Origin of the sequence: Microcoleus sp. N9_A2, assembly GCF_036701775.1 — a bacterium.
In the GTDB taxonomy this organism is placed as follows: Bacteria; Cyanobacteriota; Cyanobacteriia; order Cyanobacteriales; family Microcoleaceae; genus Microcoleus.
The window spans coordinates 1-17,725 of sequence record NZ_JAUBRH010000052.1; the positions used below are offsets into that span (position 1 = coordinate 1).

The 17,725-nt window shown below is 46.0% G+C and carries 16 protein-coding genes; 6 read left to right on the top strand and 10 right to left on the bottom strand.

The features are described from left to right. Positions 1-171: 171 nt before the first annotated feature. Entirely contained in the window at positions 172-1,524 is a 1,353-nt protein-coding gene (locus QUA44_RS23385) for an NB-ARC domain-containing protein (protein ID WP_333254869.1), read from the bottom strand. Positions 1,525-1,986: 462 nt separating this feature from the next. On the opposite strand from QUA44_RS23385, the gene QUA44_RS23390 reads away from it, so the two are divergent. Together QUA44_RS23390 and QUA44_RS23395 are read left to right on the top strand one after the other, a co-directional pair. Continuing rightward, on the top strand, positions 1,987-2,334 hold the full coding sequence (locus QUA44_RS23390) for a hypothetical protein (protein ID WP_333254867.1): 348 nt from the start codon (positions 1,987-1,989) through the stop codon (positions 2,332-2,334). Then, the gene (locus tag QUA44_RS23395) at positions 2,315-2,956 is read left to right on the top strand and encodes a hypothetical protein (RefSeq protein ID WP_333309957.1); all 642 of its coding nucleotides are present in this window, start codon (positions 2,315-2,317) and stop codon (positions 2,954-2,956) included. The genes QUA44_RS23390 and QUA44_RS23395 overlap by 20 nt, the downstream gene beginning before the upstream one ends. 523 nt (positions 2,957-3,479) lie before the next feature. Here QUA44_RS23395 and QUA44_RS23400 read toward each other — a convergent pair. Next, positions 3,480-3,671: a helix-turn-helix transcriptional regulator gene (locus QUA44_RS23400; RefSeq protein ID WP_333254864.1), complete on the bottom strand. Its 192-nt coding sequence runs from the start codon at positions 3,669-3,671 to the stop codon at positions 3,480-3,482. A gap of 435 nt (positions 3,672-4,106) precedes the next feature. Here QUA44_RS23400 and QUA44_RS23405 point away from each other — a divergent pair, with 435 nt between their 5' ends. The 3 genes from QUA44_RS23405 (at position 4,107) to QUA44_RS23415 (ending at position 7,912) form a co-directional block, all read left to right on the top strand. Further along, positions 4,107-4,490 (top strand): YkvA family protein, encoded by a 384-nt coding sequence (locus QUA44_RS23405; RefSeq protein WP_333254862.1) that lies wholly within the window; start codon positions 4,107-4,109, stop codon positions 4,488-4,490. 260 nt (positions 4,491-4,750) lie between these two features. Beyond that, positions 4,751-7,099 (top strand): DNA helicase PcrA, encoded by a 2,349-nt coding sequence (pcrA, locus tag QUA44_RS23410; RefSeq protein ID WP_333254860.1) that lies wholly within the window; start codon positions 4,751-4,753, stop codon positions 7,097-7,099. A 207-nt stretch (positions 7,100-7,306) separates the two neighbouring features. Further along, positions 7,307-7,912, top strand: coding sequence for a hypothetical protein (locus tag QUA44_RS23415; protein WP_333254858.1), 606 nt, complete (start codon positions 7,307-7,309; stop codon positions 7,910-7,912). A 294-nt stretch (positions 7,913-8,206) separates the two neighbouring features. Here the strand turns inward: QUA44_RS23415 and QUA44_RS23420 are convergent, their stop codons facing one another. From QUA44_RS23420 to QUA44_RS23450, 7 genes are all read right to left on the bottom strand, one after another. Next, positions 8,207-8,407, bottom strand: coding sequence for a hypothetical protein (locus tag QUA44_RS23420; protein ID WP_106146329.1), 201 nt, complete (start codon positions 8,405-8,407; stop codon positions 8,207-8,209). Beyond that, complete coding sequence (locus tag QUA44_RS23425; protein ID WP_333254856.1) at positions 8,404-8,748, bottom strand: hypothetical protein; 345 nt, start codon at positions 8,746-8,748, stop codon at positions 8,404-8,406. Before QUA44_RS23425 ends, QUA44_RS23420 begins: the two co-directional genes overlap by 4 nt. A gap of 305 nt (positions 8,749-9,053) precedes the next feature. Continuing rightward, a complete protein-coding gene (locus QUA44_RS23430; protein WP_333254854.1) occupies positions 9,054-10,346 on the bottom strand; it encodes an FGGY-family carbohydrate kinase in 1,293 nt (430 codons plus the stop codon). 197 nt (positions 10,347-10,543) lie between these two features. After that, on the bottom strand, positions 10,544-11,950 hold the full coding sequence (locus QUA44_RS23435) for a serine/threonine-protein kinase (RefSeq protein ID WP_333254852.1): 1,407 nt from the start codon (positions 11,948-11,950) through the stop codon (positions 10,544-10,546). A gap of 449 nt (positions 11,951-12,399) precedes the next feature. Beyond that, entirely contained in the window at positions 12,400-14,235 is a 1,836-nt protein-coding gene (gene ilvB, locus QUA44_RS23440) for a biosynthetic-type acetolactate synthase large subunit (protein WP_333254850.1), read from the bottom strand. 561 nt (positions 14,236-14,796) lie between these two features. Then, on the bottom strand, positions 14,797-16,095 hold the full coding sequence (locus tag QUA44_RS23445) for an MFS transporter (RefSeq protein WP_333254848.1): 1,299 nt from the start codon (positions 16,093-16,095) through the stop codon (positions 14,797-14,799). After that, entirely contained in the window at positions 16,070-16,363 is a 294-nt protein-coding gene (locus QUA44_RS23450; RefSeq protein ID WP_333309960.1) for a hypothetical protein, read from the bottom strand. Before QUA44_RS23450 ends, QUA44_RS23445 begins: the two co-directional genes overlap by 26 nt. A gap of 85 nt (positions 16,364-16,448) precedes the next feature. Here QUA44_RS23450 and QUA44_RS23455 point away from each other — a divergent pair, with 85 nt between their 5' ends. Then, entirely contained in the window at positions 16,449-16,787 is a 339-nt protein-coding gene (locus tag QUA44_RS23455; protein ID WP_006633346.1) for a P-II family nitrogen regulator, read from the top strand. 184 nt (positions 16,788-16,971) lie between these two features. Here the strand turns inward: QUA44_RS23455 and rdgB are convergent, their stop codons facing one another. Next, on the bottom strand, positions 16,972-17,559 hold the full coding sequence (rdgB, locus tag QUA44_RS23460; RefSeq protein WP_333254844.1) for an RdgB/HAM1 family non-canonical purine NTP pyrophosphatase: 588 nt from the start codon (positions 17,557-17,559) through the stop codon (positions 16,972-16,974). Positions 17,560-17,725 lie beyond the last annotated feature (166 nt).

Below are 17,725 nucleotides of genomic sequence, written 5' to 3' on the forward strand. Positions count from 1 at the left end.
TCTTCCATGTCACTTAATTTATCAGATTTTCTCCGCTTTTTGGGCTATTTCTCTTTTACCCCCCCTGAACGGTTACCATACAACAGATGCTATACTTTACCTTGCCACTGAAATTGCTAAATATCCGGGTTGTTACATTTTTAGAAACTAAAAAAATAGTCAGTAATATAGTCAGTAATTTTGATATCCTTTCTCTTCGCTGTGCTTATCTCCCTGGTCAGCTTTCCACTTAATATCTTTGTAAAAGTGAGATGTACCCATTAAACAGTCTGTGACATATTCCATAACGACGGGCTGTTGGGTATATTCACCCGATCGCTTTTCGATTAAGCTGCGCCACGTTAAGGATTCTAGGGACTCTAATAGGGTCGCCCGTGAAATTGCAGGTACAATGTGGGCTTGCAGTTCAGCAATGGTTGTATATTCTCGATTAATCGCCAACAAATACATGATGGTTTTTTCTACGGGCGACAATCGATCAAATTGCCGAGCTAACAAGCGGCGGATGCCATTAAATACCAGTGTCTTTTCTTGGAAAAATGTGGCAATCTCTCCATCAAACAAACTCTGAATAGAGGCAGAAACTATTTTTATTACCAGCGGATTGCAACAATACAATTCACAAAGTTGGCGTTTTTCCGCATCGGTTCCCACGAGTTGCTTGGAGTCAATGAATACCAGGGATGTTTCCCTGCAACCTTGCACATAAAGCGCTCGCACTGCTCCGTTTAAATCTTCTAATATTGCGACTTTTGAGGATTTCTCACGACTGGTAAGTAAAATACAACTCTGATGACTGGCTTCTCCCAGTAATTGAAATAAGTCACCATAGTCTGTGAAATCTTGCTGGTAGTATCCGGCGCAATTGCCTGCTTGTAAAATCGTTTCTTGATTATCCAAAATCACCAAACAGCGATGGGTTTGCAGCCAGTACAGGAGTCGTTCGGGTTTAGCTTGGATATCTTGCTGGTTAGAAAGGAAAGGCACCAGTTCGGACAACAACGTATCTAAGAGAGGGGCGTTACGCAGCGATCGCCAAATTACAAATTCAAATTGTTCTTGTAAGAGTTGAGCGACTTTAGCCGCTAAGGTACTTTTACCGATTCCACCCATTCCCACCAAAGCAATCAGTCGGCAGCGATCTTGTATTATCCACTGCGTGAGGGTTTCAATCTCTTCAACTCGACTTTGGAAGCTGGAAACATCGATCGCCTCGCCCCAATAAATTGAACGTTGGACTTGAGGTTGGGGAGTGGCGATCGGGGTATCAAAGTGAGTGAGAATGCCGCGTAGATTGGTTTTGTTGACTTTGCGGCCCAAAGCATCACTGAGAAGCTTCCAGAATTTGGGGCCAATGTCCCGTTGGAGATAGTTGATGGAGTAGCCCGAGCGCTCGGCGATGCGATCGTAGGTCAAGTTGTTCCAGGCACCGAATAAAAGGGCAATTTCAACCTCAGTGAGCGTTCTAGCGATTTTGCGGGCGATCGCATGGGTGACAATCTCCAATCCTTGCTCAAATTCCATAGATTTTCTCGTTTTGGGGCAATATTCATCCAATCTCAACCATACTCAACCATACTTAAACTCCATACTTTCCTGTAAAGACAGCTCCGGAGAGTTTTGATAGATTATTGATTACGAGGGTTTCAAAGCCTTCAGAGCTTAATCGTCATCTACTTTCTTAGATAACCGCTCGTAGGGCAACTAATTAACAGGTTATCTCGGCTTATTGGGAAGCATTTACACAACTTCAGCAGCAGTGATAATCGGCTTCCTTACCGTAGCTTTGCTATGCAGAACTACTCTCCGTTAAGTTGCTGATGTAACTGAATTTATGTACATCCTACAAGCTTTAAGTTCCCATTTCTTAATGCTTGCAGTATCAGATCAACTTAGTTTTAGGCTGGAGTCGTTATTATTTGGAGGCAGCTTTTTGTAATTTTGTATTGGCTACGGATCAAGTTTAGGAATTAGTTAAGGAGTTGTATGGATAACGATCAATCGACCATCGCAGTCAGCGACCACCACCTAGCGGGGAGTTTTGCTCCCGAAGTTGTGGGATTCTCTTTTTATCATCTTCCAGAAGACGATCTTGTGGTCAATGGCTTTCAATATGTCATCAGGATCGGTGAAAAAACCTTCCGTGTCCAAATTTTTGAGGGAGACTCTGCTGAAAAAGGGGATGAAAAACAAGCGGTTGAGTACCTAGCTTCAGGTGAGACATTCCTTAGTTTAGTTCAAGAGCGTCATGAGCATATCGCAGAGGTGCAACTGCGGGTTTTAGACGCAGCGACAATGATGCTAACGCTTCTTGATGATATCAAGTCAAAATAACAAAACTGGAGAAACAGCTATGCAAAGCCCTGGATTTGAAATTTATAACGGTACGATATGGCCGTTACAGATTGCATTAAAGCAGGTTGGTCCACTCTACTATGAACTGGTTCAGCCTGGACAATATTTTCGGAGAAGTACGGGAGCAGTCTGGTTTACGATCAGTGCGTCGATATATAGTGGCGACTCAAAAGATTTAATAACTACTTGGGACTGCGTATGGCCAGTTGGCGCGGTTGTCGGTACGATTTTGTTTGGGGCTTTAACTGGAGGATATGGTGCATTTGTCTCAGCAGCAACTTTTGCGGCGCAAACTGGAATAGTCGCAGGTATATCTACTGCAATGGCTTCCACTCTCGTTGCTGGGGGGATGACTGCTACTTCGGCAATTGTAGTTTCTGGAGCAGTTCTTGGAAGCGTGACATCAGGAGTAGCATCATCACTATTAGCAAAGGTCTTCTCGTCTGAAAACAGTTCTGCATCTAAAATGGGATGTTATGCTGGTCCACCATACCCGTTTAGAAAAACAGTTCGTACCTATAAAGTGACAGGTGGTCCTACACTTCAACCAAGATCTGACGGCAAGATGGAGCTGATCGGTGCGCCTCTTCGTATAGATTAAAGCCGAATGTTGCCGAGGTGGTAACAGTGGACAAAATAGAAATATCCACTGTTACCACTGGATGTAGCGACCTGCAATCATAAACGCTCAAACTTGCAATCAAGACATCTATAACACCAACCGTCGTCGGTGAGGTGGTTCTAAGTTTCAACTTTGATAAATTCAAAGAAACGATTACATAGACTATTGAGGAAAAACCTTTTTTTGTTAGTGACGATCGGATATGGAAGGGTATTATTGAAACAATAGATCGCTGTGCCAGCGCCAGTTCATCCAGCGAATGTTTTGTCCCAAAGCGATACCTTCGGTAAGCTATCGCTAACGGCAAGTTGCTGTTCGGTCAATTCTGCATCCACATTGACTTTATCACAATATTGCTATCATTAGTGTATTTGGTGATAAGTGGAGGGGCGATATGCCTGAAAATCAGATCGAGCGCCTTGAACGGGCGATCGCTTTCCTACTATAAGGAGGCGATCGCCTTCTTAATTTTTGGTACGATCGCGCACACTCATTTCCCAATTTACGCACTACGTGGCTCAGTGTGATTTTCATTAGGAGCGATCGCAATTAGATGAACCTCCAATCGGTGATTGAGCGCACGGGCAATTTTTTGCAGCATTGAAAGCGAATGTCCCTCATACTTCGCATCTTCACGCCGTGCGATCAGCGACTGTTTTGCCCCAATGCGATCTGCAAGTTGCTGTTGGGTCAATCCTGCTGGCGTCCCAACCTCATAAATGAGATGACGACAGGATACGGATACCGTTTGCGAATTCCCCTCTGTTTACACTGAACGGTTTAGTTCATAGAGGAAGCGATCGAGAACTTTTTGAGCCGTATTTTCTCAAGCCATTGAATCCTGAGCCGACAATTATTGCCGTCATTGAGTGTTCTTTTTTAAGGAAAAGTGGCAAAAGAATTGTGGGAAAAGCTTACCTTTATAATCGCATATAGCAATCCTAAATTATTTGTGAATTTCTTACTTCCTCCCCTTGGTAATAAGCATCTACTTTGTACTTTTATTGACAAGTGAGATTGAGATCAGAATTTTATTTTGAATCATCCTAACCTTCCTTCATTCGTGTATTATGGTACTTTCGCTGCTTAAAAATTGTCGGGACTATTGAAGAGTGTAAAAATTTAAAATATGCAATCGTTAAAACAAGCTGCCCGCCGACTTAAGAAAGAGACTTACGCGGTTTGTTTAGCCAGTACAGACCAGAGAGTACCTTGGTACGCCAGAATTTTAGCAGGGCTTACGGTGGCCTACGCTTTTAGCCCGATCGACTTAATTCCTGACTTCATACCGATTCTCGGCTACTTGGATGATTTGATAATTGTACCTTTGGGAATTTGGCTGGTACTGAAGATGATTCCGCCACAGGTTTTAGCCGAGTGCCGGGAAAAAGCCGCTACTGAAATAGAGCGAGGAAAACCGATAAATCGGGCTGCGGCTGCTGTAATTATTGCGATTTGGATTGGCTTGGGAATATTAGCAGCAATTTTGCTCAAACAAATATTGAAACGTTAGAAATCCGGGCCGTTGAAACCGCGGCTATACAGACAAAACCCGCCGACGCAGGTGGAATAATAGGCGGTGAAAATTATGTTTTACCTTATTCTCTCTTCGTCTGCGGAGGCGGACATCGTTTGTGTAGACGCGGTTTCAACCGCCGTCTGATATTCATGATATTATATTGTAGAGTGCGCGCACCTGACCTTAAAAAAAACTCGCGGCATCACATACCAAGTATTATTTATCCTTAAAAAAATCAAACTAACTTTTTAGCTATGACTCAAACTACTACCGATCACCTCAGCCACCTCAACCCATCCCAGCGCCAAGCAGTCGTCCATTACAACGGGCCGCTGTTAGTAGTAGCGGGGGCTGGTTCGGGGAAAACCAGAGCTCTAACTTACCGCGTAGCAAACTTAGTTCGCACCAACCGAGTCGATCCCGAAAATATTTTGGCGGTGACATTTACGAATAAAGCCGCTAGGGAGATGAAAGAAAGAATTGAGAAATTGCTGGCGACTCAGCAAGCTGAAGCTGAATATGGCAAACCTTTGGCAGATTTAGCGCCGGATGTGCAAACCAAATTGCGATCGCAAATTTACCATAGAATTACCAAACAGATTTGGATGGGGACTTTTCACTCTCTGTGCGGCCGGATTCTCCGCTACGATATTGAGAAATATCAAGACGAAAAAGGCCGCCAATGGAAGAAGAATTTTTCAATTTTTGATGAGTCAGATGCTCAAAGTCTCGTCAAACAAATTGTTACCAAAGTCCTCAATTTAGACGATAAGAAATTTGACCCGCGTAAAGTCCGCTATGCCATCAGCAATGCTAAAAATAAAGGTTGGTCTCCTCAAGAATTCCTCGCCGCAGAACCGGATTACCGAGGGCGGGTAATTGCGGATGTTTACAGCCGTTACCAAGATGCTTTAGCCGCCAACAACGGCTTAGATTTTGACGATTTAATTCTGGTTCCGGTTAAACTCTTATCCCAAAACGAGCAAGTATTAAGTTATTGGCATCACAAATTCAGACATATTTTAGTTGATGAATACCAAGATACGAACCGCACTCAATATGATTTGATTCGGATGTTGGTCACAAATAATGTTGACCCGAAAGAGTTTGATAAATGGCAAAATCGCTCGATTTTTGTGGTGGGCGATGTCGATCAATCTATTTACAGTTTTCGGATGGCGGATTATACCATCTTGCTGGAATTTCAAGAGGATTTCGGCGATGGTTTGTCGGATGCAAAAACTCAGACGATGGTAAAATTAGAGGAAAATTATCGATCGCGCGAAAACATCCTGCAAGCCGCCAACCACTTGATCGAACACAATACCGAACGCATCGAGAAAGTTCTGCGGCCGACTCGCGAACCCGGAGCTCCGATTGTGGTATGGCGCGCTGACAACGAAATAGATGAAGCGCAATTTGTAGCTGGTCAAATTCAGTCCCTGAAGCGCCAAAATTCCGAATACGAACACGGGAGTAACTTTGCGATTCTCTACCGCACCAACGCTCAATCTCGCTCCTTTGAAGAAGCGTTAATGTACTTGGATATTCCCTATAATATTGTCGGCGGCCTGAAGTTTTACGATCGCAAAGAAATCAAAGATATCCTAGCATACCTGCGGACGATCGCCAATCCCGACGATAGCGTCAGCCTCAAACGCATCATCAACACTCCCCGCCGCGGCATTGGCGACACGACATTTGGTAAAATCGAAGACGCTGGAACCCAATTAGGTATTCCGTTGTGGGAAATTCTCAGCGACGAATCTTCTGTAAATACTCTCGCAGGGCGATCGGCAAAAGCTATAATTAAATTTGCCGCCATGATTGGTAATTGGCAACAAAAACTTGAAACTACGCCCGCGTCGCAAATTGTCCAAGGAATTATCGAAGATTCTGGTTACATTGACGATTTGAAAAACCAAGGAACCGAAGAAGCCGAAAATCGCATCGAAAACGTCAGAGAATTGTACAACGCAGTGCTGCAATTTGAAGAACAAAACGAAGAACCGACGCTAACATCATTTTTAGCAAAAGCATCTTTAGCATCCGATTTAGATGATTTGAAAGAAGACGATTCGCGCGTGTCGCTGATGACGCTGCACTCAGCCAAAGGGTTAGAATTCCCCGTAGTATTTTTAGTCGGAATGGAACAGGGTTTATTTCCCAATTTCCGCAGTTTAGATGACCCGAAAGCAGTTGAAGAAGAACGCCGTTTGTGCTATGTCGGCATCACTCGCGCCCAGGAATTGCTATTTCTCACCCACACTCGCGAACGCCGCCTCTGGGGAGGATACCGCGAACACTGCACGCCTTCGCTATTCTTGGGGGAATTACCGACACATTTGCTAGCTGGAAGTGCGAAGAAAACTAAGGCGGGCAAAACTGCTGCATCTCAGGGAAAAACTAATAATTCAGCAGCCGATTCTGGGAGTTCTCCATCAGAATGGAAAACGGGGGAACGGGTTTTTCATCATGCTTTTGGAGTTGGAGAAATTACCCACGTTTTGGGAGTGGGCGATAAAACTAATCTGGCAATTAAGTTTAAAGGTTTGGGGCTCAAAATCATCGATCCGAGGACGGCTAAGTTGCGGCGAGTGTAATAGAAAAAACTCCAAGAATACCGGGCGGTTGAAACCGCGTCGGTACAGGCAAAACCCGCCTCCGCAGGTTGAAGAATGGGCGGTAAAAATGGCGGTAAAAATTACATTGTTTTCTTCAGTCCGCAGAGGCGGACATCGTTTGACTTTCTGGCGGTTTCAACCGCCGGATTTTCTAAGTAAAAAGCAGAAATCAAAAGATAAACTCTTATGTCTTACAGTCAATTTACGACCATCGGCAAGGTTAAAGAAGCCTTCAATCTCGTAGTAGTTGAAGGAATCAGATTTTTGCCAGAAATCGAGCCGATCGCACCCGCGACAGCCTTACAGACCATGCTGGAGACAAATTTGCCTTGGGCGATCGCCACTAGCACAGAAAAAGCCCGTTCAGAAGCTATTATTAACCCTGTCTTGCTGGAAGTTCGCAACATTCTGAACCAACAAATCAGCGTGTTTTCGGGTGAAGAATTTAATGTCGATGCTACTGTTGGACTTACAGGAGTTTGCGATTTTCTGATCAGCCGTTCCCCCGAACAGTTAGAAGTTGAGGCCCCGGTAATTGTGATGGTGGAAGCTAAAAAAGGAGATTTGAAAGTAGGTTTGGGGCAGTGTATTGCTGAAATGGTGGCGGCCCAAAGGTTTAATGAAGCAAAAGGTCGATCGATCTTAGCCATCTACGGCAGTGTTTCTAGCGGCACAGCTTGGCGGTTTCTCAAGCTAGAAGGGCAAATAGTGACGATCGATCTTACCGATTATCCGCTACCTCCAGTCGATAAAATATTGGGATTTTTAGTCTGGATGGTGCGCCAAAATTAGCATATATCAAATCTGCGTTAAAAACCCCGATCGGAGTCGGCGGTTTCAACCGCTACTAAACAACCAAAGTCCGAACAGAGGGATTAAAAAGAAATAATTCAAGGCTATCCAGTAAGGAATCGCCCCTGAATCGATCTTATTAGACCTCTTGCAAAAAAAATATATGTTATAATTAAAGGTTTTGAGTTTTAGACCCCAGAGCTAACTCATAATTGTAAAGTGCTGATATAACCTGCAATCTGCTTCACTTAAGCCAAACCCTTTATTATAGCATAAAATTATTTTGCAAGAGGTCTATTCGATTACCTGAGATTCCACACGCCTGTATTTACCCGCCAAACGTTCTCGACGCTGGCGGCGGTTGTCAGCTTCAAATATGGCAATTGCTTCATCTAACTTCAAATTGAAAGCGTCAAGCTGTCGGCAGACTTCACGCATCTTTTCAACGTGTCGCTTTCTGGTTTCAGCGTCGGGGATTCTAGGTTGTTGATTCATCGTAAGTTCCAATCCATTTTGATTTCTTGAATGCTTGCTGCTGAGGCATCGACAATGGCCTCTCCGTCTTCTATCGTGCCATACAGAAAGGTTAACGTATCCGCAGTCGCAGCGGGTTGAGATTCTGCCACCTGCTGCAAAAGCCTGTACAAACGATTGTAAGAGGTTCTCAACCTTTCCTTAATATTATCCAGAGATTCTAGTTCGGGGAGTGTCGCTTCTGTCTCGCCAAACTGCTGCATTAAAATATATTCTGTGGCGGTTGTTTCGTTGAGGATTTCCACTAGCCGCCGCTGCAATGTGAAAATTGTGTTCAGGATGTCATCAGGTAGCTTTGCCATTGTCCTTAATTTTTAGGGATAACAACTTAACACAATATATCAGAATGTTTGATCGTTACCAGGCTCTGCCTGGTAATGCAGGTGCGGAGGCTCTGCCTCCTTTTATCTAGTAACTTACAGAAGAGAGGACTGTAGGAGGTGTTTAAGTTATTAAATTTTAGATTCTTAACACAATATAGCAGAATGTTTGCTTCCTTATATTTGAGTTTGAATCAAGAGCGATCGCAATCCCAATTACCACATTTAAGCCTAACTAAAAGCATCCAAGTTACAATCTCCCGCATCGATCCGTGAGGTCGCTTTCTTCAATCCTCCAATCTCAAATCGATCGCACTTCGCATCGCCAATAACGCCGTTCCATAAGCAGCCGCAGTCTGAACAGGAGTTTCCACCGGCACTTTCAAATACCGCTTTCTGATCGCACTCCAAACCGCATTTTTTGCGCCACCGCCAGCAGTATAAACCTTTGTCAAAGGAGTTGCACCCAAGTCCTGCAATAATTGATATCCCCGCGCTTCAATCCGCGCGATACTTTCTAGCAAACCGTGCAGAAATTCCACAAAATCAGCGGGACGCGGTTCGAGTCTGGGCGCTAAATTCGGGTCATTAATTGGAAAGCGATCGCCCTTTTTTAACAATGGGTAATAATCCAGCAAATTCTCTTGTTCGGTATTAATTTGTGTGCTATAATTAGCTAATTCAGCATCAGTAAAAAAGTGTCGCAGCACCGCACCTCCGGTATTAGAAGCGCCTCCAACCAACCACAAATCGCCTAATTTATGGCTGTAAATCCCGTATCGAGAATCATCTACGCGGGTATGACTTAACAGTTTGACGGCTAAAGTAGAACCGAGAGAAGTTACTGCTTCTCCTGGTAAATTGACACCGCTTGCTAAAAATGCTGCAATACTATCGGTTGTGCCGGCACAAACTGTACAATCGCGGGGAAATCCGAAGCGACTCCTCACTTCATCTTGAACTTCCCCCACAGGCGTGCCCGGTGCGACAACGTGCGGCAATTTAGGCGTTGCAGCGCCCGCAATTCCCTGGATCAGCCAATCGGGATAGCACAAAGTATCAACATCGAAACCGAGTTTTAAAGCATTGTGATAGTCGCTAATTCCTAATTTTCCGTGCAGCAAAAATGCCAGCCAATCAGCTTGATGCAGGAAAACCGTAGGGGCGGTGGATGATGCGTGCCCGCCTTCCTGCCACCACAGGAGTTTTGCCAGACTGGATGTAGCGCTTAATACTGTGTGGTTATCCGGGGCGATCGCCAGCAACGTCTCTGTCACGGCTGCACCGCGCGCATCGTTGTATAAAATGGGTTCGCATACGGGTATACCGTCAGTATCGCACAGCATGACAGTGGAAGATGTGCCGTCAAGGGCGATCGCCCTTACCTGATTGCGGATGGTTGGGGGGATTTGCTCAATTACAGCCGAGAGTGCATTTTGCCACACCGAGGGTAATTCAGTCTGTTGTTGCCCGTTGTTGGCAAAAGTATATTCAGTCTCACAATGGATTGTACCCTGGGAGTCGATGATTGTCGATCGCGCGCCCGTAGTACCGAAATCTATTCCCAAATAAAGATTCATTTGCCACTCCCGCGATTTTTCCTCTACTTGACGAAACCACAAAGTTTATTTGCATCCTACCTCTAGTTGTTTAATGATATCTCTGACTTTTATTGGCATTTATTATTAATGTAAGTAACAGGTAATGAAATGATGAAAAGCCGATAACTTCGTAAAAAAAGGTTCTCAAAAAAAGACTTAACAAATGGCTGAAATCGCTATAAATTACAGCTTACAGCTCTTGATGCGAGAGCAGAACCATAACGCCACTTCACACCCAAACCCCGGAACCCACCCCACCACCCACACAGTTGCCTAGGGAGGTGGCCCTCTGGTGCTTGCAGATTAAAGGTTAAATCATCGTACTCCAACCAATCTTTCCTCCCCTTTTTCCTCTTGCGCCAACCGACGCGATCGCCTAGCTTCTTTTCAGTATCCCAATCAACTTTGCCGCCCACTTCCAACCAATTTTTTTTCTGGACGCTAAAACCAAAGCGACCCTGACTATATTTTACCCACAACTGGTCGATCGTCCGCAAATCATCGCAAGGAAAATTATCAATTGAACCCGTATCAAAATAATCTTCCTTCTCCCGTCGAGCAGCTTTCAGCATTACCTTTATTGTTTCCTGATCCGCCTCTTTCCACTTTCCTGCTGCTAATAAATCCCGGAGACGAGTATAGTCAACACCCCGCGCTGATTTAAGCGAGTCTGGTGGCGGAGGAGGTGTTTGAGCTGATAATTGAGGTGATTGAGTACCAAGAGCCTGCAAAACTTCAGTAGCAGATTGATAACGTTTTTTAATAGCAGGTTGGATCATTTTATCTAAAATCTGACCCAGTTCCGAGCTGACAGATGTTTTTAAGTGTTCTCGCCACACCCAATCAAACTCGCTATCATCGAATAAATCAATCGGTTCAACCTGAGTTAACAGACACAGACAAGTCACACCCAGACTATAAATATCACTCGCATGAATCGGTTTACCGTTGGCTTGTTCTGGTGCCGTATATCCAGCCGTCCCGATCCTCGTTCCCGTTACCGCTAGAGCCGTTTGTGTCGCATATTTCGCGGCTCCAAAGTCAACTAAAACCAGTTGCCCATCTTGCTGAAGAATAATATTTTCTGGCTTGATATCTCGGTGAATAACTTGGCGAGAATGAATGAAGTCGAATACTGGCAGTAAATTATTAAGTAAATTGCGAATTTGCGTTTCGCTAAAATATCCCTGAGATTTTAGTGTTTGGGCTAAATTTTCACCGTCGATGAATTCTTGGACTAAATACTGCCGTTCATCTTGACTAAAATATGCTAATAATTCGGGAATTTGAGAGTGTTTACCCAACTGTTCAAGGCGGACTGCTTCAAGCTCAAATAGCTCAGCAGCTTTCTGGATACTAGAAGCGCCTTGAAATTGGGGGTAAAATTGTTTAATAACGCAGGGAGGTTTTGAGGGTTTATACTCGTCAACAGCTAGAAAAGTGCGCCCAAAGCCTCCTTGTCCAATGATTTTTTGGGCTCGGTAGCGATCGCCCAATAGCAGTTTATTCCCACATTCGTGACAGAAGTTTGTAGAGCCAGACGGGTTTTGCAATAGGCAATCAGGGTTTAGACACTGGCTCATAAAATATGCTTATACATTATAGATTAAAGCTTTCGATGGGATGCCAGCCCAGATGGTTTTAAATGTGAAACAGCAGATCCCGGTAAGGACACGGCATTGCCGATATGTGTCAACTTAACCCCAAAACCTTTGTATCTCTCGCTTTTATCCGAGGCCAGATCCCCCTAAATCCCCCTTAAAAAGGGGAGTAGGGGTTGACTTTGAGCGGACTCTTGTCCTCGTCAACTTAACCCCGAAAACCTTTGTATCTCTCGCTTTTATCCGAGGCCAGATCCCCCTAAATCCCCCTTAAGAAGGGGAGTAGGGGTTGACTTCTATCGGAATCTTGTCCCCCCCTTATTAAGGGGGGTTAGGGGGGATCTGGCCTTAGCAATAAACAGCAGTCTGTGAGTACGTTTGACCTTAAGTTGAGACTAATAAGCAATGCCTAAGTCCCCACTCAAAACTACTTAAACTTTTGTCCCGCACTCAGGACAAAATTTATTGCTCGAAACATTCTTCGCGCCGCAACTCGGACAATAAATCAACTCTGCAGATGGCAACGTGCTGCGTTCCGGCAAACCAACCATTTGAGCGTTACTTTTGCCCGGAACAACCATCGGATAGCAGTTTTCGTCCCGCGTCACCTTGACGTTCATCAGCACAGGACCGTCATGAGCGAGCATTTGGGCGATCGCACCCTCCAACTCATCCGGCCGCGAAACCTGCATCCCCTTCACGCCGTAAGCCTCAGCCAGCATCGCAAAATCCGGCATCCCCACAGTCATATTCGACGACGAATAACGCTCGCCGTAGAAAGCCTGCTGCCACTGCCGCACCATGCCCTGCCAGCCATTATTTACAATCACAGTCTTGACATTAATGCCGTATTGTGCTAATGTTCCCAACTCTTGAATATTCATTTGGATGCTAGCGTCGCCAGCAATACAAATGACTTGCTCGTTGGGTAGCGCCATTTTCGCGCCCATCGCCGCCGGCAGCCCAAAACCCATCGTTCCCAAACCAGCGCTGGAAATCCAGCGACGCGGCCCGTTGTTTAAGAATTGAGCCGACCACATTTGATGTTGACCGACATCCGTCGTGTAGTAAGCATCCGGCGCTTGAGTAGCTAATTCCCAAATCACCTCTTGCGGAGACAAAATGTCGGGGTAGTGAGGCACAACTAACGGATAGTCCTGTTTCCAGCGATCGATCCTGTGCAGCCATTCCGCAGTTTGTCCGGGAGTACCCGAAACACCAGTTTCCCGACAGCGGCGCAGCAAATCCATCAAAACTTGCCGGACATCTCCGACAATCGGCACCTCCGGGCCGCGATTTTTACCTACTTCCGCCGGATCGATATCGATGTGAATCACCTTCGCGCGGGCGGCAAACTCGTCTAATTTGCCCGTCACCCGATCGTCAAACCGAGCTCCGACAGCAATCAGCAAATCGCACTCGGTAACGGCAAAATTAGCGTAAGCAGTGCCGTGCATCCCCAGCATTTTCACCGACAAAGGATGTTTTTCGTCAAAAGCGCCTTTGCCCATCAGCGTTGTCGTGACAGGTAATTGGAACATCTCGGCGAGTTCCTTAATTTCCTCGTGGGCCCCGGCTGCGATCGCCCCGCCGCCCACATAAAGCAAAGGACGCTTCGCTTCCTTCAGCAAATGGATTGCTTGATTAATTTGCCGGGGATTTCCCTTCACCGTCGGCCGGTAGCCCGGAATTCTCACCGATCCCGGTTCCACCGGCAGATACTCAAACTCTTCTAAACCGACATCCTTGGGCACATCAATCAACACCGGCCCCGGCCGCCCGCTACTCGCGATGTGGAAAGCTTCAGCCACAATTCGGGCCATGTCTCTGGGGTCGCGCACTACATAGGAATGCTTGACAATGGGCAGAGTAATGCCGTAAATATCAGTTTCCTGAAACGCATCAGTGCCGATCGCCGGACGGGGAACCTGACCGGTAATAATTACCATCGGGATCGAATCCATGTGCGCCGTCGCAATCCCCGTCACCAAATTAGTTGCGCCGGGCCCGGAAGTCGCGAAACAAACCCCAACTTGTCCGGTAGCGCGGGCGTATCCGTCGGCGGCGTGAGCAGCACCTTGCTCGTGCCGCACTAGAATGTGTTTGATCGCGCCAGTTTCTTCAGCCCGGTATAGTTCGTCGTAAAGCGGCAAAATTGCACCGCCGGGATAACCGAAAATATGCTTGACACCGTGGCGGATCAAGCTATCGATTAAAGCAAATCCACCCGTTGCACGCCTGACGGCTACTTTAGTTTTTAATTGCACTGATTTTTTTCCTCAAACTAATTATGAATTTTAATGAAAGCTTTTATACTACTTTAATCTCTACGATCGAACTCTGAGAATTTAACGGCGGATATTTTACAAAAAGTTTCGCGCTGGGGCGGTTTGCGATCGTCCGATCGCAAAATTGTGGAACAGCAGAGGAAGAAAAGAAATAGAAGAAATCGCCGTTTCTATGCCGGTTTACCGCGATATGACGCTATAGGGCATTGGCCAAACAGGTCATTGGGCATTGGCCAAACAGGTCATTGGCCAAACAGGTCATTGGGCATACCTCACCACGCTTGATAACCGCTATATGTTAGAGATCGATCGCGAAAAGAAAGCCATCTTCCTTCTTCCTTCTCCCTTCTTCCTGATGACGTTATATGTTCGCTCGGAGGCGAAAGCACTAATGACTGATGACTAATGACATCTTCCATCTTCCGACGGACATCCGTTACATCCGTTACATCCGTTACATCCGTTACATCCGTTACATCCGTTACATCCGTTACATCCGTTACATAATCCGTTGCCGAACTTCTTCCTTCTTACCAAAGTTCACAGAGCATCCTTTAAGACTTTGCGAGTGTGGTGCCAAGCTGCCATGCCCATCACCGAGACCAAAAAACCCAAACTCAGCAACACGATCCGCAAACCCAAGTCATCCGATCCCACTACTTTGCTGACAGCATCCGTCAGCGGGCCGGTCAGCGCTAAAGGCAAACTCAGAGCAATATTAATCGCATTGTTCTCCAAGCCAAAGACTTTTCCCCGCATAGATTCGGGAGTTTTCTCTTGAATCAGAGCTTGCATCGGGCCGTTAATTAAGGAAGCGCCAAAACCGAACAGAGCGCTCAATCCGAATCCCAGCCAAAGCTGTCTGGTAAAAGCAAACATTCCCAACACAAAACCCATCATCAAAAAACCAATTAATGGCAAAGGTTTGTGGTGCATTCGATCGCCCCAGTGGCCCAAAAACGCCGCGCCGAAGACCATTCCAACTCCCGCAGCAGCCAGCAAAAAGCCAAATTGAGTTTCTTTGAGACCTATTTTGCCCGAAAGTGCGATCGCCAGAACTTGCAGCGCCGCAAACACCGAATACAAAATCGTCAACTGCAGCATCGCGTTGCTAACCAGGTGGTTGTGCTTCAAATAGCGCAAACCTTCCTTAAGGTCTTGCCAAGGATGGACATTTTTGGCACTGCTACCGGGATGATTTTCTTTGATGTGCATGGCATAGATCAAACCTGCGGATATCAGGTACAACCCACCCAACAAAAACTCTTGATAAGCTGGCCCGAAGCTGTGTTTGACCCAACTAAACAGCGGTTCGCCGATCGTCATCCCGACAATAATTCCGCCCATTGTGGACGAGGCGAACAGAGCATTTGCCGACATCAGTCCCTCTCGCCCCACGGCCAGGGGGATTGCCGCCGCCTCTGCTGGAGCAAAAAATTGCGTTACAGTAGAGACCAAAAACGTAATCACCAGCAACACAGCAAAAGTTTTGGGCAAAAACGGCAAAGCTACAATCAACACGGCTCGAATCACGTTACAGGCAATCAGCATTTGCTTTTTGGAAAAGCGGTCTACCACAATACCGGCCGCGGAACCAAAGAAGATCGCCGGCAGCGTGTAGGCGATCATCACCGCTGACAGCATTGAATTTTCCGAATACTGCCAAGAAACAGGCCAGGGGCGGTAATCGCCGGTTTTCAGCAGAATAATCAGCAATACGTAAAAGATTTTATCCGCCACTTGGGCCAATAACTGGCCCGTCCACAAGGCGAGGAAGGGGCGATTTCTCAGTAGGGCATCAAGCCCGCTGCGGTCAGGGGGAGGGCTGGCTGGGTGCATAGGAATAGTTTAACTGACCGCCTCTAGCAATTATAGTTTTCAGCAATACGTGCAAATCTGACATAGCAAAGCGGAAACTCGGAAAACTCCTGTCTCCTGCGTTCTTTTTCTGTTTTAGCAGATCGGCGGGGGACGGCTGCTGCTGTCTTCTTAACTCTACCGCGATCAGCCGGAGCCGAGAACCCGCGCGCCCGGAAAATCCGAGAAGATTGTTAAAGGTTGGCGTGCATTTCATCGCGAGTACAAGATAGGGTAATATACTTGACAAAATACTTGCTGCTGGCAGTGATCTTAAAAGATGTCACGCCGATTAAGTAATATAACGAAGGTACTAACTGTTAGGAGTGAGAAACTTGAAAAAGGTTGAAGCTATTATTCGCCCCTTTAAACTAGACGAAGTGAAAATCGCACTCGTCAATGCTGGTATTGTGGGGATGACTGTTTCTGAAGTTAGAGGTTTTGGCCGTCAGAAGGGCATGACAGAACGCTATCGCGGTTCTGAGTACACCGTTGAGTTTTTGCAAAAGCTCAAGGTCGAGATTGTTGTGGAAAACGATCAGGTTGACATGGTGGTTGATAAAATTATCGCGGCTTCCCGCACGGGCGAGATTGGCGACGGCAAGATTTTCATCTCTCCTGTAGAACAAATTATTCGGATTCGGACTGGGGAAAAGAACTTGGAGGCAATCTAAGATACTGGGGCATTGGGCATTGGCCAAACAGGCCAAACAGGCCAAACAGGCCAAACAGGGCATTGGTCATTGGTCATTGGTCATTGGTAACTGCCAACGAAAAACCTCTTTCCTGTTTAGTTCTGATACCAAGCGTGTCAATATCCAATGCCACAGTTACCCCATGTTTTGGCTTTTTTCCTCATTAGGGGTTGACAATGTTGGCTAGCTGTGGTATTAGAGCCAAGAATGCTCGACCGCGGTGAGAGCGCGATCGCTTGATATCCGGTGTCATTTCGGCAAAAGTCTGTTGCTGTGCGGGTACGTAGAAAATGGGGTCATATCCGAAACCTCCCGTACCGCGAGGAGTGTGGAGGATTTCGCCCCGGCAAATTCCTTCAACTTGCAAGGCAATTGTACCGTCGGGACGGGCGATCGCGATCGCGCAAACAAATTGTGCTTCCCGGTTTGGTTCGTTTCCCAATTCTTTGAGCAGCCGAGATATCCTGTCAGCATCGCTTGAACCGTACCGCGCCGAGTAAATCCCTGGTTGACCATCGAGTGCATCTACCATTAAACCAGAATCATCGGCGATCGACCATTCGCCAGTTGCTTTGGCAATTTCAGAAGCTTTCAAGCAAGCATTAGCAATAAACGTTTCCCCAGTTTCCTCAATTTCCAACTCTTCCGGTTTCAGGCGCAATTCCCACCCCAAATCCTGAAGATAAAGCTGCATTTCCTTAAGTTTACCCGGATTGCCCGTAGCCACAATTAGCAATTTATTATTTGTCATCAGTCGATTATGCCTTTCAAAAAACTTTGATCCGTTTATCTACGGTACTAAAGTATAATTTACAGCTTAATTGTTCAATAAACACAACTAAAAACCGATTGTGATAGTTGAGGAGGCCGAATGTGGATTCTATAGTAATACTCTTTCATTTATGAATAAGAAAGAT

Coding starts and splice junctions, on each gene's coding strand:
- QUA44_RS23385 (WP_333254869.1), bottom strand. CDS start 1,524: ATGGAATTTGAGCAAGGATTGGAGATTGTCACCCATGCGATCGCCCGC.
- QUA44_RS23390 (WP_333254867.1), top strand. CDS start 1,987: ATGGATAACGATCAATCGACCATCGCAGTCAGCGACCACCACCTAGCG.
- QUA44_RS23395 (WP_333309957.1), top strand. CDS start 2,315: ATGATATCAAGTCAAAATAACAAAACTGGAGAAACAGCTATGCAAAGC.
- QUA44_RS23405 (WP_333254862.1), top strand. CDS start 4,107: ATGCAATCGTTAAAACAAGCTGCCCGCCGACTTAAGAAAGAGACTTAC.
- pcrA (WP_333254860.1), top strand. CDS start 4,751: ATGACTCAAACTACTACCGATCACCTCAGCCACCTCAACCCATCCCAG.
- QUA44_RS23415 (WP_333254858.1), top strand. CDS start 7,307: ATGTCTTACAGTCAATTTACGACCATCGGCAAGGTTAAAGAAGCCTTC.
- QUA44_RS23420 (WP_106146329.1), bottom strand. CDS start 8,407: ATGAATCAACAACCTAGAATCCCCGACGCTGAAACCAGAAAGCGACAC.
- QUA44_RS23425 (WP_333254856.1), bottom strand. CDS start 8,748: ATGGCAAAGCTACCTGATGACATCCTGAACACAATTTTCACATTGCAG.
- QUA44_RS23430 (WP_333254854.1), bottom strand. CDS start 10,346: ATGAATCTTTATTTGGGAATAGATTTCGGTACTACGGGCGCGCGATCG.
- QUA44_RS23435 (WP_333254852.1), bottom strand. CDS start 11,950: ATGAGCCAGTGTCTAAACCCTGATTGCCTATTGCAAAACCCGTCTGGC.
- QUA44_RS23445 (WP_333254848.1), bottom strand. CDS start 16,095: ATGCACCCAGCCAGCCCTCCCCCTGACCGCAGCGGGCTTGATGCCCTA.
- rdgB (WP_333254844.1), bottom strand. CDS start 17,559: ATGACAAATAATAAATTGCTAATTGTGGCTACGGGCAATCCGGGTAAA.